We start from the raw sequence: 12,507 nt of genomic DNA on the forward strand, positions 1-12,507 counted from the left end.
TGGCTGCGGTTTCCGCATGCCGAAAGAGTCTCGGTCGAGCCTGTCGAAGCGTGGGCATGCAGGAAGATGAACCTTGCATTAAGTGCTTGTGAACTGTCTTGGTCTCAGGATTCGAAGGCATTCGGGGGCTTCGAGTTCCGGACTTCGATCGTCCAGATGTGGAAAACGCACCATCTAACGTCCTGACTCATGACTCAGCTGGACGTTCGGCCTCGGGCCGGAGACACGGTAAGCGGCGTCGCCGACGGCGACGTTCGCGGCAAGGGCCTCGGCAAGGGGTCCGTCGGACTGGTCGGAAGCGCCGTCATCGGCATCTCCACCGTCGCCCCCGTCTACTGTCTGACCTCGACCCTCGGCTCCACCGCCGGTGAGGTCGGCATGCAGATGCCCGCGATCTTCCTCGCCGGTTTCCTCCCGATGCTCCTGGTCGCCTTCGCCTACCGCGAGCTCAACAAGGCCATGCCGGACTGCGGCACCTCCTTCACCTGGACCGTCAAGGCCTTCGGCCCGCGGATCGGCTGGATGTGCGGCTGGGGCCTGGTGATCGCCACGATCATCGTGCTCTCCAACCTCGCGGGCGTCGCCACCTCGTACTTCTGGCTGCTGGCCGGCGAGGTCACGAACAACGCGTCGATCGCAGCCCTGGACGACAACAAGCTCGTCCACATCACCACCTGCCTCACCCTGATCGCCGTCGCGACCGCCATCAGCTACCGCGGCATGACCGCCACCAAGGGCGTCCAGTACGCCCTGGTCGGCCTCCAGCTCGTCGTGCTCGCGATCTTCGTCGCCATGGCCTTCCAGAAGGCCTCCGCCGGCACCTTCGACACCGGCCTCGACTTCTCCTGGTCCTGGATGAACCCCTTCGCGGTCGAGTCCATGGCGGCCTTCACCGCCGGACTCTCGCTCTCGATCTTCATGTACTGGGGCTGGGACGCGTGCCTGGCCACCAACGAGGAGACCACCGGCTCGACGAAGACCCCAGGCCGCGCCTCCCTCATCGCGATGGTCGTCCTGGTCGGCTCGTACCTGGCCACCGGCATCGCCGCCCAGATGGCCGTCGGCTCCGGCGGCGAGGGCCTCGGCCTCGCCAACGAGGAGACCTCGGGCAACGTCTTCGCCGCCCTCGCCGGCCCCGTCATGGGCCCGGTCCTCGGCATCCTGCTCTTCGTCGCCGTCCTGGCCTCCGCCGCGGCCTCCCTGCAGACCACCTTCATCCCGGTCGCCCGCACGGTCCTGGCCATGTCCACGTACGAGGCCCTGCCGGCCTCCTACGCCAAGGTCCACCCGCGCTTCAAGACCCCGGGCCGCGCCACCGTCATGGCGGGCGTCGCGACCGGCGCCTTCTACACGGTCATGACCCTGGTCAGCGAGAACGTCCTCACCGACACGATCTTCGCGCTCGGCCTGATGATCTGCTTCTACTACTCGCTCACGGCCTTCGCCTGCGTCTGGTACTTCCGCGGCGAGCTGCGCCGCTCCGCCCGCGACCTGTTCTTCAAGGGCGTCTTCCCGATCCTGGGCGGCGTGCTGCTGGCCGCGGTCTTCTTCAAGACCCTGTACGACGCCTGGGACCCGGCCTACGGCTCCGGCTCCACACTCCCCGGCCTCGACGTCGGCAACGTCTTCGTCATCGGCGTCGGCCTGCTGGCCCTCGGCCTGGTGATCATGTTCGTCACCGAGCGCCGCAGCCCGGCCTTCTTCCGCGGCGAGGTCCTGACGAAGTCCACCCCGTCCCTGGTGGTCGAGGACTGACCGTCCCCGCGCCCCCGCGCTCCCCCCGCTGAGTCATGCCCACGGCCCCGGATCGATTCCCCCGATCCGGGGCCGCGGGCGTTCCGGGCCCACTTCCCGGGCCATAGGGGGTGTCTTGCCGACCACCGCTCCCTGACCCGCCCTGACCGACAAGACACCCCCTGTGGCGGTGACCCGGGGTGTGGCGGGGTCGTTGGGCCGGGCATGAACGCCATGAAGCGCACGCTCTCCGCCCTGGTCGTCTCCGGTGGTGCCGCCCTCGCACTGATCCCCGCCGCCGCGCACGCCGACGAGCCCGCCGGGCAGGCGCCCCCGGTCGTCGGCCGCGTCGTCGACGTCGTCGACCACCCGACCCAGGCCGTACAGGACACCAAGACCGCGGTGGGCGTGACCGCCCAGGCCGCCGGGTCCGCCACCCAGGCCACCGACTCCTCCCTCAAGGGCGCGGGCTCGGCCCTGGCCGCCGGCCTCCCGGACACCCCCAAGATCGAGTGACCCGAGCCGCCGAGGCCTTTGCCACGACTCCCACCCCGCAGGAGCCGTGGCGGAGGCCGGGTTCTCGGGCGGCGGCGCTCGTTGAGCAGGACATGATCCTCTGGCTGCTCAACCACCTCAGCACCTTCGTCATCGCCGTCCTCCTGGTCGGCGGCCTCACCGGCCTCGCCGCGGTCGGGAGCCTGGCCGCCCGCCGCCGCTTCCCGCACCTGGCCCAGGGCGACCACAACGAGATGGTCGGGGTCGCGCTCGGCATGTTCGGCGCGATCTACGGCATCATCCTCGCGTTCGTCGTCGTCACCCTGTGGACGCAGCTGGAGAACACCCAGAACATCGTCGCGAACGAGGCCACCGACCTGGCCCTCGTCGTCCGCAGCGCCGACGCCTTCCCACCGGCCGACCGCGCCCGGATCCAGCAGGCGGTCGGCGCGTACACGCACGCCGTCGTCGAGGTGCAGTGGCCGCTGATGCGCGACGGGCGGCCGAGCTACGAGGCGACCGGCCCGCAGACGCACGCCCTCTACCAGGCGCTCCAGGCCTACGAACCGCAGGGCCCCCGCGCCGAGACCTTCTACGCCGAAGCGGTCACCCGCCTCAACGACGTCGCCGCCCAGCGCCGGGCCCGCATCACCATGGCCGAGAGCTCGTTGCCGATCCTGCTCCAGGTGCTGGTGTACGGGGGCGCGTTCGTGATCGTCCCGCTCACCTTCCTGTTCGGGCTGCGCAGCCTGAAGATGCAGCTGCTCTTCGTATCGGCGGTGGCCGGGCTGATCGGCTTCAGCCTGCTGCTGGTGGTGGCCCTGGACCGGCCCTTCGCGGGGGACCTGAGCGTGACCCCGGCGCCTTACAAGGAGGCGGCTCTGGCGCAGTTCTGGGCCGCCGGCTGAGCGGGCCGGGGACTGTCAAGTCCCGAACTCCAGCGACGTGACGCGATCCGCTCCCTCGGGCTGACTGGAGGCACGGGCGCACCACCCGACGCCCGCCTCCGTCCCCCGAGGAGCACTCCCATGGCCGTCACCCGCACCCGCACGCACACGCACGCCCGCAGCCGCCGTCTCGTCCTGCTCGTCGTTGTCGCCGCCCTGGCCGCCGCGGGTGCCGGCCTCGCCTTCGGGGCCCTCGCCGCCCCCGCGACGCCGCGCACCCCGCACTCCTCCACCGCCCCGGTGTCCCACGACGACGGCGGCTCCGGACGCCGGCTGTGGTCGGTGTTCAAGCACCTCTGGACGAGCGTCGGCATGGCCGAGGAATCCCCGCACGTGGGTCGTACGGAACCGCCACCGGACGTCCGTGCGGCGGCCCGGAACGCCGACGGGCGGCGTACCCCGACCGTCGTGTCGGTGTACGCCGCCCAGGGGCGGGACGGTTCTGCGGGAGGAGGCCCGCGCGCTCATACCGCTTACTTCGGGTCGCGGTTGAACGAGGCCGCCGACCAGCGGTAGCCGAGCACCGCCAGACCGATGGACCAGGCGACCGCGAGCCATCCGTTGTAGCCGATCTCGGTGCCGAGGAGCAGGCCGCGCAGGGTCTCGATGGCCGGCGTGAACGGCTGGTACAGGGCGATCGGCTGGAACCAGCCCGGCATCGCCTCGACCGGGGTGAACGCGCTGGAGATGAGCGGCAGCAGGATCAGTGGCATCGCGCTGTTGCTGGCGGCCTCGGCGTTCGGGCTGGCCATGCCCATCCCGACGGCGATCCAGGTGAGCGCCAGGGCGAAGAGCGCGATCAGTCCGAACGCGGCCAGCCATTCCAGGGCCGTGGCGTCCGTGGAGCGGAAGCCGATGGCGACGGCTACGGCGCCGACGAGGACCACGCTGGCGAGTGACTGCAGGACGCTGCCGACGACATGCCCGACGAGTACGGATCCGCGGTGGATCGCCATGGTGCGGAAGCGGGCGATGATGCCCTCGGACATGTCGGTGGAGACGGACACCGCGGCGCCGATGACGGTGCTGCCGATGGTCATCAGCAGGATGCCCGGGACGACGTAGGCGATGTAGTCGGAGCGGTCGGCGCCGTCGCCGGCCATACCGGCGCTCATCACGTCGCCGAAGATGTAGACGAAGAGCAGCAGCAGCATCACCGGGGTGAGCAGCAGGTTCAGCGTCAGCGACGGGTAGCGCCGGGCGTGCAGGAGGTTGCGGCGCAGCATCGTGGAGCAGTCGCGCACGGCGAGGGAGAGGGAGCTCATCGGACGTTCTCCTTGGGCTGGTCGGTGACGGTGGTGGACGGGCCGGTGAGGGCGAAGAACACGTCGTCGAGGTCGGGGGTGTGCACGGTCAGTTCGTCGGCCTCGATGCCGGCGGCCTCCAACCGGTCGAGTACCGCGCGCAGTTCGCGCTGGCTGCCGTCGCTGGGGACCTGCAGTGCCAGTGCCTCGTCGTCCCGGGTGACCTCGTGCAGGGCGAGGGCCGCGGACCGGTAGGCGGCCGGGTCGGTGAAGCGGAGCCGGACGTGTCCGCCGGGGATCAGGCGCTTCAGTTCCTCGGCGGTGCCCTCGGCGGCGATCCTGCCGTCGTTGAGCACGGCGATGCGGTCGGCGAGCTGGTCGGCCTCCTCCAGGTACTGGGTGGTGAGGAAGACGGTGACGCCGCCCGTGACGAGTTCGCGGATGATCTGCCACATGTTGTGGCGGCTGCGCGGGTCGAGGCCGGTCGTGGGCTCGTCGAGGAAGATGACCCGCGGGTCGCCGACCAGCGTCATCGCGATGTCGAGGCGGCGCTTCATGCCGCCGGAGTAGCTCGCGGCGGGCTTCTTGGCGGCCTCGACCAGGTCGAAGCGTTCCAGCAGTTCGCCGGCGACCCGCCGTCCTTCGCGGCGGGAGAGGTGGTGCAGGTCGGCCATCAGGAGCATGTTCTCCTCGCCGGTGATCAGGCCGTCGACGGCGGAGAACTGGCCGGTGACACCGATCGAGGCGCGTACGGCCTGCGGGTCGGCGGCCAGGTCGTGCCCGTTGACGTGGATGGCTCCGGTGCCCGGGTCCGCGCTGAGGAGGGTGGAGAGGATCTTGACGGCGGTGGTCTTGCCGGCGCCGTTCGGGCCGAGCAGGGAGAAGACCGTGCCGGCGGGGACCGCCAGGTCGATCCCGTCGAGAACGAGCTTGTCGCCGTAGGACTTTCGCAGCCCGTTCGCCGCGATGGCCAGGTTGGTCATGAGGAGTGCTCCTTCGAGGGCGGTGACTGCGGGTCAGTTGCTGCGGGCGGTGATGTCGCCGTAGGAGGTGGTGGCGCGGATGTTCAGGCCGGCGGCTGCGCCGTCGGTGTTGGTGAGGGCGTTGTGGACGCGGCCGTGGGCGGTGCCGGCGTCGAGGGTGGCGGAGACGCCGCGGGCGGCTCCGATGGTGATGTCGCCGGCCTGGGTGGTGAGTTCGACGGTGCCGTGCAGGGCTTCGGCGATCTGGAGGTCGCCCTTGTGGGTGGTGATCCGGGCGGGGCCGGTCAGGCGTCCGACGGTGACGTCGCCGGCCATGAGGGTGAGGTGGGCGCTCGCGGTCTCGTCGAGCTTGACGGTGGCCTGGGCGCTCTCGAGGGTGATGTCGCCGAGGCGGCCGACGCCGCGGAACTCGGTGGCCGCGGTCTTCGCCTCGACGTGGGAGCCGGCGGGGAGTTGGACGGTGATCTCCACGGAGCCGGACTGGCCGAGGATCTTGTTCTTGGCGGGTGCGGCGGTGATCCGCAGGACGCCGTCGCGGTATTCGGCGGTGGTCTGTTCGGCGGCCTTCACGTCGCGGCCCTTGGAGGCGTCGGCGGGGAGGATCTCGACGGTGGTGTCGGCCCGGTCGGCGGCGATGAGGCGGACGAGGCCGGCGGGGATGTCGAGGACGGTGGTGATCGGGGCGGTGGTGGCGAACTTCTGCACGGTACTTCTCCTTCATCGGCGGCTGCGCTTCGTGCGCCCCGCGGTTTCTGATGAACGAAAAGCTACGTTGCGTTCAATGATCTGGCAACAGACTCGTTGCGCTTGATTGCCATCACTGCAGCTCAGAGGCGGGATTTTATTGCAATGGCTTCGCGCTTAACGCAACAACGGACGGTGGGTTCGTTGCAATGGAATGGAAGTGAACGCTATAGTGGGGGACACCACGGACCACGAAGGAGACCGCGATGCCGGGAGGCAGGCTCAATCAGCAGGAACGCCAGCAGATCGCGCTGGGGTTGGCCGACGACCTCGCCTACGCCGAGATCGCCCGCCGCCTCGACCGGCCCACCTCGACGATCTCGCGCGAGGTGATGCGCAACGGCGGACCCAACGCCTACCGGGCCGACCTGGCCCACCGCGCCACCGAACGCCGCGCCCACCGGCGCAGCCAGGCCGCCCCCCGGGGCCCGGAGGCGCCCCCGCAGGCCCACGGCCGCGACCCCGAAGCGGTGCGCGAGTTCGAGGACGTGTTCACCGACGTCCTCATCCAGGCCGGCACGCCCAAGATGATGGCCCGGGTGATGGCCTGCCTCTACCTCACGGACACGGGCAGCCTCACCGCGTCCGAACTCGTCCAGCGCCTCGGGGTCAGCCCGGCGTCCATCTCCAAGGCGATCACGTTCCTGGAGGGCCAGGGCCTCGTCCGTAGGGAACGCGACGAACGCCGCCGCGAGCGCTACTTCGTCGACGACGACGTCTGGTACCAGGCCACCATCGCCAGCGCCCGCGCCAACGCCCAGATCATAGAAACCGCACGTCAGGGTGTCAGCATCCTCGGCCCCGACACCCCGGCGGCCAACCGCCTGGAGAACATCGCCCGCTTCATGGACTTCGTCTCCGAGGGCATCACCCGCGCCGCGGAACAGGCGCGCGCGGTCCTCCACACGAAGCCGGGAACGCCCCCGGACGACCCGCTCTAGACAACGGTCGTGCGGCCCGCCGCCGCCTCGATCACCTCGTCCAGCACCTCGCGGGAGCGGATCAGATCGCCGATCATCCGGTCGATCCGCTCCCGCTCCGTGGCCAGTTCGGCCACCAGCGCCGGGGTGGCGCGCACCGACGGGCCGCCGTCCTCGTCCCGCATGCAGGGCAGGATCTGCGCGATCTTCGCGCTGTGCAGGCCGGCCGCGTACAACTCCTGGATCCGGATGACCCGGTCGACCGCCCGCTCGGAGAAGTCCCGGTGACCGCCGGGCGTCCGGTCCGAAGCGAGCAGGCCCTGCTGCTCGTAGTAGCGCAACGAACGCTCACCGACCCCGGTGCGCGCAGCCAGTTCACCGATCCGCATGCCCCACCCCAGCCCTTGAACCTGACATCAGTGTCAGCTTTTACGGTACCGGCATGACGCAGACACAGCACGGTCCCGCCGCCTCCCGCCTCTTCGAATCGGCCCGCCTCGGCGGCCTGGAACTGCCCAACCGCCTGGTGATGGCCCCGCTGACCCGAAACCGCGCCGGGGCCGACGGGGTGCCCGGCGAACTCATGGCCACCTACTACGCCCAGCGCGCCTCGGCCGGGCTGATCATCGCCGAGGCCGGCACCCCGAACGCCGTCGGGCAGACCTACCCGCACATCCCCGGGATCCACACCCCGGCGCAGATCGCCGGCTGGCGCCGCGTCACCGAGGCCGTACGGGCCGCCGGTGGCCGGCAGATGTTCCTCCAGCTCCAGCACGGCGGCCGGGTCGGCCACCCCGCGACCTCCGGGCACGTACCGCTCGCCCCGTCCGCGGTGCCGTTCCCCGAGCGGCTGCACACCCCCGGCGGCCTCCGGGACGGCGTCGTACCGCGCGCGATGACGGCCGAGGACATCCGCACCACGATCGCCGACTTCGCGAGCGCGGCCCGGGGCGCCGTCGAGGCCGGCTTCGCCGGGGTGGAGGTGCACTCCGCCAACGGCCACCTGCTGCACCAGTTCCTCGCCTCCAACACCAACCGGCGTACCGACGAGTGGGGCGGCCCCGTCGACAACCGCATCCGGTTCACCGTCGAGGTGGTCCGGGCCGTCGCCGAGGCCATCGGCGCGGACCGGGTCGGCGTACGCGTCTCGCCCGGAGCGAACGTCAACGGGATCGAGGAGGGCGACACCGAGGAGATCTACCCGGCGCTGGTCAAGGCCTTGGCCGACCTGGCGCCCGCCTACCTGCACCAGGTCCACGCCGACCCCGACCGGCCCGCCTTCGCGCAGATCCGCCGGGACTGGCCCGGCACCCTGATCGCCAACCCGGTGCTCTCCCGCGAGGAGGTCGCGGCCGACGGCGGCAAGCGGCGGGGCGAACGCCTGCTGTCCGAGGGCGCCGACCTCGTGTCCCTGGGTCGGGGCTTCCTCGCCAACCCCGACTTCGTCGAGCGACTGCGCACGGACGCGCCGCTCAACGAGCTCCGCCCGGAGTTCCTGATGCACGTCCAGGGTGCGGAGGGCTACACCGACTACCCGACGCTCGGTGCCTGACCGGCTCGGCGCCCTGTGCGGCGTGGCGCGTCGGGTCAGCGGGCCGGCCTACGAGGACGCGGCGACCTGACCCCAGGTGCGGGAGCAGAGCACGAGCCGGTAGCCGTCGGGGTCGACGACGGTGACTCCCCACTCGTCCCAGTACGGATTGTGGGACGCGACGCGCGTTCCGCCGTGCTCGACCAGGCGCTGGACGAGGGCCTCGTCGGGAGCCTCGCCGAGATAGACCACGAACAGGTCGTCGACGGTCGGTGCGGGCAGGATCGGGTTCGAGGCGTCCCGGGTGAGCTCGAAGTGCCAGCCGCCCCCGGCCGGGCCGACCATCAGCAGGTCGTGCTCCCCGGCCACGCTCTCGGCGCTCCGCCACTGCACTTCCAGCCCGAGACCGTCCACGTAGAACCGCTCGGCGGCCGCCAGGTCGAGGGAGGGCCGGGCGACGCGTACATGCGCATGAGAATCGATCATGCGTGCCAGCGTACGAAACCCCGCCGGCTCAGGCGTGGTTGGGCCGGCCGCATCGCGGCCGACCCGTCGGCCGGAGACCCTGGGTGACAGGCCCCGGCCGACGAGCGCTGGTCGTCAGGCGCCCAGGTGGTAGGCCTCGGCCCACTCCTTCTCGCCCGCCTTCTCGCAGTTGTCGGCGTAGAGGGGGCCGATCTTCGCCGGAACACCGGCGAACGAGGAGCAGTTGGACGCGAAGGCCTTGTGCCCGGCGGAGAAGCCTTCGATGTCGACACCGTCGTTGGCCAGGGCCGCGCCGGCGCCGCCCAGCAGGATGCCGGCAGCCAGGACAGACGCCGTCAGGGCAGAGCGAATACGCATGACACTCTCCTAAAGATCTCGATCGACGCGCCGGACAGACGGCACGCGACCAGCTCAACATCACGGAGAGTTCACGGGAAACGGTGTTTCACCCCAATGGCGGTCACCCACTGTCACCTCACGGGTGCGAGGTGACCTCCGCGAGGAAGACGGCCCAGCTCGCACCGGTCACGGCCAGCTCGGGCCCGGCCGTCACCTTGGAGTCGCGGACGTGGACGAGGTCGGCGCAGGCGGCGACCTCGACACAGTCGTCGCCGTCGCCACTGCTGTAACTGCTCTTGAACCAATCCAGCTGGGAGCTGTTCACAGGGATCCTCGCATTCGCATCAACAGGGCCCTGCTGTCGGCAGGATTGAGGGCCTGGATGCGAAGTTTGGCGTACCGCAGGTGAAGGAGACTCAGGTCTTTCGGGTCAGTCAGGACGCGGCCGGATTGTTGCCCTTCGCTGTAGCCCACCCACTCGTGGTCCTGGGTCTCGATGAGCCGGAAGGGTCCACCGAGCCCTGCGTGGTCGGGGCTGACGAGCGGCATGATCTGGAGGTCCACATTGGGTAGTTGCCCGCACTCCAGCAGGTGGTCGATCAGCCCGCGGGTCACCTCCGGCCCACCGGTCTGCCGCAGGATCACGGCCTCGTCGATGATGAAGCTGAAGACCGTGTACGGGGTGCGGAGCAGCAGTTGCTGCCGCTTCAGTCGGGCCGCGATGCGCTCCTCCACCTCTTCGGGAGTAGGTGGCGGCAGGACGGCGTCGACCAGCGCGCGGGCGTAGGACTCCGGCTGCAGCAGCCCCGGGACGGACCGGCACTCGTAGGTGTTGAGGATGACGGCGCCCTCCTCCAGCTCCGCCCACCGGCGGAACCAGGACGCCAGGCCGCGTCGCCGCGACAGCTGCCGGGCCGCGATGTCGATGACGCCGAAGGTGTCCAGGACCGATTCGGTCCTGGCGATGAACTTCTTCGACGGGTGCCGCCGGCCCTGTTCCACGGACCCGACGTACTGGACCGAGTACCCGATCAGCGGCGCCAGTTGCTCCTGGGTCAGGCCCACGCTTTTGCGGGAGGCCTTGACCGTCTCGCCGAAGGTGCGCAGGTTGTCATCCGGTTCGACCTCGCCGTCACCGCTGCCGTCGGCACTCACCATGGCGGTCACCTCCCCGACGGAAATGCTCACGCATCGTGACTTCCACTGTCCAGGGAATGAACTCGTACAGTTGGTTTGTACGAGTCCGGTTGGTGTTGAACGACCCTGGCCAAGCGGGATGTTGGCGCCATGACCGCACCTTCCGGCTCCGCCCGGGCTCTCTTACGCATGTTCACTCAGCGTTTCAGCTGCACCCGCCGCGGAGCGCGCCTCGCCCGGCAGCTGGCCCTCGTCGAACTCGACGGCTGGGGCATCCCGGAAACCACCGCGCTCGCCGCCGACGCCGGACTCGTCGTGGCCGAGCTCGCCGCCAACGCCGTGGTCCACGGGCGCGTTCCCGGGCGGGACTTCGAGCTCCGGATGACCCTGCTGGAGGGCGTGCTGCGCATCGAGGTCTCCGACGCCCGCGCGGACCGGCGCCCCACCGTACGGCCGCACGCCTACCAGGCGGAATCCGGCTACGGCCTGCGCATCGTGGACGCCGTCGCCGCCGGCTGGGGGGTACGGGACCGGCTGGTCGGCAAGACCGTCTGGGCCGAGCTGACGCACCGGGCGGGGAGGCGTACGTAGGCGCCCACGCGCGGCGCTGTCGGTGGCAGCCGTTACCTTGCGATCAGGTGCGGGAACGGAAGCGAGCGGGCGGTGGCGCGGATGGAGCGGGGATCGGGGACGGTCGTCGAGGTGGGGTACGCGGAGGGCTGGGACCTGGCGACCCGTACGCCGTGGCGGCCGATGTCCGCCGAGGCGGCGCGGGAGCGGGACGCGGCCGGGCTGCCGTACGTCGCCGAGCACCGGATACCGGGCCGGGAGGCTCCGCTCGAAGTCCGGCTCGTCTCCTGGCAGCAGCACCATGTGGGCCTCTGGATCTACGACGAGTGCGGCCGCCGGACCCATGAGGTGGACTACCGGCTCCTGGAGGCGGACCGGCTGCTCACCCGGCAGACGCGCATATGGGCTTATGCCGGTCCGGAGGTCCCGGAGTTCGACGAGCGGGCCTCCCGGACCACCGTGACCCTGAAACCCGAGGGCCGGGCCCGGGTGAGTCGCGAACCGCAGGGCTCCAAGGGGGGCATGTCGACCACCACGGCGGAGATCACCGACGATCAGCGCTGGTTGAAGCGGCCGGACTTCGGGGGCTGGCCGGTGTTTTCGAGGAAGGTGCACGAGCTGACGGAGCCGGTCACCGTCTGCGAGGCGGCCGGGGCGCACCAGGGATCCGATGCCGAGCCGGCCGACCGCTGGCGGGCTCCGCGGCCGGGCCAACCGGGTCCGCTGGACGAGCTGTTCCGGCCCGGCACGCGGATGGCCACGTCGTACCAACCCGAGATGACGGTCGTCGAGCCGGTGCGGAGCGGCACCCTGAACGTGCCGAGCGGGCTGCTGGGCATCGACTGTCCGCTGGACGGCAGGGGGCCGCGCCTGACCGTGGCCGTTCCGCCGGGTGAGTACCCGCTGGAGGAGGCGCGGATCAGCTTCGGCTACGACTGCATGTACGACCAGCGCTGGGTGGACCGCACGGAGACCACGGCGGTCCGGTTGTGTGTGAGCGAGACGCCCGCGGCGTCCTGGGAGATGGCCATGGCGCCGGAGGACGACCCCAGGCTGCTCGGGGAAGGCGAGGTGTACTGCTTCTCCACGGACGGCGCGACGGGGGCCTTCGCCGATGCCCGGGAGTGGGGGGCGCTCCAGCAGCTCTTCGACCGGGCGATGGCGGGCGGAGATCCGGACCCGGACGGGGCGGACGCCGATCCTCTCTCCATGTTCCTCGTGCGGACCCGCGAACCCGCCTCAGGCGCCGAGCTCGCCGCCTTCGCGGTGTCCTCGGACGGAGGGCATCCCGTCTGGGTGGGCAGGTCGGCCGACGGGGACGTGGTCGGTGTGGTGGTGCTCGTGGACGGGATGCCCGCGCTCGCGGCGCCCTGAGCC

General features: G+C 70.7%; 15 protein-coding genes and 2 pseudogenes. 9 read left to right on the forward strand and 8 right to left on the reverse strand.

Features of this window, described 5'->3' with window-relative positions; genetic code table 11:
* The first annotated feature begins 189 nt into the window (after positions 1-189).
* The 4 genes from AB8A24_RS03955 to AB8A24_RS03970 all read left to right on the forward strand — a co-directional run bounded on the left by AB8A24_RS03955 (position 190) and on the right by AB8A24_RS03970 (position 3,692).
* Positions 190-1,755: an APC family permease gene (locus tag AB8A24_RS03955; RefSeq protein WP_328962886.1), complete on the forward strand. Its 1,566-nt coding sequence runs from the start codon at positions 190-192 to the stop codon at positions 1,753-1,755.
* A 204-nt stretch (positions 1,756-1,959) separates the two neighbouring features.
* Positions 1,960-2,250 carry a hypothetical protein gene (locus AB8A24_RS03960; protein WP_328962887.1) on the forward strand — a complete coding sequence of 97 codons (291 nt, stop codon included), beginning with the start codon at positions 1,960-1,962 and terminating at the stop codon, positions 2,248-2,250.
* A gap of 92 nt (positions 2,251-2,342) precedes the next feature.
* Complete coding sequence (locus AB8A24_RS03965; RefSeq protein WP_328962888.1) at positions 2,343-3,137, forward strand: DUF4239 domain-containing protein; 795 nt, start codon at positions 2,343-2,345, stop codon at positions 3,135-3,137.
* 120 nt (positions 3,138-3,257) lie between these two features.
* Positions 3,258-3,692 carry a hypothetical protein gene (locus AB8A24_RS03970; protein ID WP_328962889.1) on the forward strand — a complete coding sequence of 145 codons (435 nt, stop codon included), beginning with the start codon at positions 3,258-3,260 and terminating at the stop codon, positions 3,690-3,692.
* Here AB8A24_RS03970 and AB8A24_RS03975 read toward each other — a convergent pair.
* The 3 genes from AB8A24_RS03975 to AB8A24_RS03985 are packed head-to-tail and all read right to left on the reverse strand — an operon-like array spanning position 3,650 to position 6,108.
* The gene (locus AB8A24_RS03975; protein WP_328962890.1) at positions 3,650-4,441 is read right to left on the reverse strand and encodes an ABC transporter permease; all 792 of its coding nucleotides are present in this window, start codon (positions 4,439-4,441) and stop codon (positions 3,650-3,652) included. The genes AB8A24_RS03970 and AB8A24_RS03975 overlap by 43 nt on opposite strands.
* Positions 4,438-5,403 (reverse strand): ATP-binding cassette domain-containing protein, encoded by a 966-nt coding sequence (locus tag AB8A24_RS03980; protein WP_369474713.1) that lies wholly within the window; start codon positions 5,401-5,403, stop codon positions 4,438-4,440. The genes AB8A24_RS03975 and AB8A24_RS03980 overlap by 4 nt, the downstream gene beginning before the upstream one ends.
* A 33-nt stretch (positions 5,404-5,436) precedes the next feature.
* Positions 5,437-6,108, reverse strand: a complete 672-nt coding sequence (locus AB8A24_RS03985; RefSeq protein WP_328962892.1) for a DUF4097 family beta strand repeat-containing protein — start codon at positions 6,106-6,108, stop codon at positions 5,437-5,439.
* Positions 6,109-6,353: 245 nt separating this feature from the next.
* Between AB8A24_RS03985 and AB8A24_RS03990 the strand changes: the two are divergent.
* Positions 6,354-6,551, forward strand: a pseudogene (locus AB8A24_RS03990) (helix-turn-helix domain-containing protein); the annotation flags it as partial.
* Positions 6,552-6,698: 147 nt separating this feature from the next.
* A pseudogene (locus AB8A24_RS03995) lies at positions 6,699-7,088 on the forward strand (MarR family transcriptional regulator); the annotation flags it as partial.
* On the opposite strand, the gene AB8A24_RS04000 reads toward AB8A24_RS03995, so the two are convergent.
* On the reverse strand, positions 7,085-7,456 hold the full coding sequence (locus AB8A24_RS04000) for a MerR family transcriptional regulator (protein WP_328962893.1): 372 nt from the start codon (positions 7,454-7,456) through the stop codon (positions 7,085-7,087). The pseudogene AB8A24_RS03995 and the gene AB8A24_RS04000 overlap by 4 nt on opposite strands.
* 53 nt (positions 7,457-7,509) lie before the next feature.
* Between AB8A24_RS04000 and AB8A24_RS04005 the strand changes: the two genes are divergently transcribed.
* On the forward strand, positions 7,510-8,619 hold the full coding sequence (locus AB8A24_RS04005) for an alkene reductase (protein ID WP_369474715.1): 1,110 nt from the start codon (positions 7,510-7,512) through the stop codon (positions 8,617-8,619).
* A 48-nt stretch (positions 8,620-8,667) separates the two neighbouring features.
* Here the strand turns inward: AB8A24_RS04005 and AB8A24_RS04010 are convergent, their stop codons facing one another.
* The 4 genes from AB8A24_RS04010 to AB8A24_RS04025 form a co-directional block, all read right to left on the reverse strand.
* Positions 8,668-9,084, reverse strand: a complete 417-nt coding sequence (locus tag AB8A24_RS04010) for a VOC family protein (RefSeq protein WP_266484060.1) — start codon at positions 9,082-9,084, stop codon at positions 8,668-8,670.
* A 114-nt stretch (positions 9,085-9,198) separates the two neighbouring features.
* Positions 9,199-9,441 (reverse strand): hypothetical protein, encoded by a 243-nt coding sequence (locus tag AB8A24_RS04015; RefSeq protein ID WP_328962896.1) that lies wholly within the window; start codon positions 9,439-9,441, stop codon positions 9,199-9,201.
* A 118-nt stretch (positions 9,442-9,559) separates the two neighbouring features.
* On the reverse strand, positions 9,560-9,754 hold the full coding sequence (locus AB8A24_RS04020) for a DUF397 domain-containing protein (RefSeq protein ID WP_266385070.1): 195 nt from the start codon (positions 9,752-9,754) through the stop codon (positions 9,560-9,562).
* Positions 9,745-10,611 (reverse strand): helix-turn-helix transcriptional regulator, encoded by an 867-nt coding sequence (locus tag AB8A24_RS04025; protein ID WP_328962897.1) that lies wholly within the window; start codon positions 10,609-10,611, stop codon positions 9,745-9,747. The genes AB8A24_RS04020 and AB8A24_RS04025 overlap by 10 nt, the downstream gene beginning before the upstream one ends.
* A gap of 138 nt (positions 10,612-10,749) precedes the next feature.
* On the opposite strand from AB8A24_RS04025, the gene AB8A24_RS04030 reads away from it, so the two are divergent.
* Both AB8A24_RS04030 and AB8A24_RS04035 read left to right on the forward strand, forming a co-directional pair.
* Entirely contained in the window at positions 10,750-11,151 is a 402-nt protein-coding gene (locus AB8A24_RS04030) for an ATP-binding protein (RefSeq protein ID WP_328962898.1), read from the forward strand.
* An 81-nt stretch (positions 11,152-11,232) separates the two neighbouring features.
* The gene (locus tag AB8A24_RS04035; protein WP_369474718.1) at positions 11,233-12,504 is read left to right on the forward strand and encodes a DUF4241 domain-containing protein; all 1,272 of its coding nucleotides are present in this window, start codon (positions 11,233-11,235) and stop codon (positions 12,502-12,504) included.
* Positions 12,505-12,507 lie beyond the last annotated feature (3 nt).

The organism is Streptomyces sp. BF23-19, from assembly GCF_041106355.1.
GTDB lineage: Bacteria > Actinomycetota > Actinomycetes > Streptomycetales > Streptomycetaceae > Streptomyces > Streptomyces virginiae_A.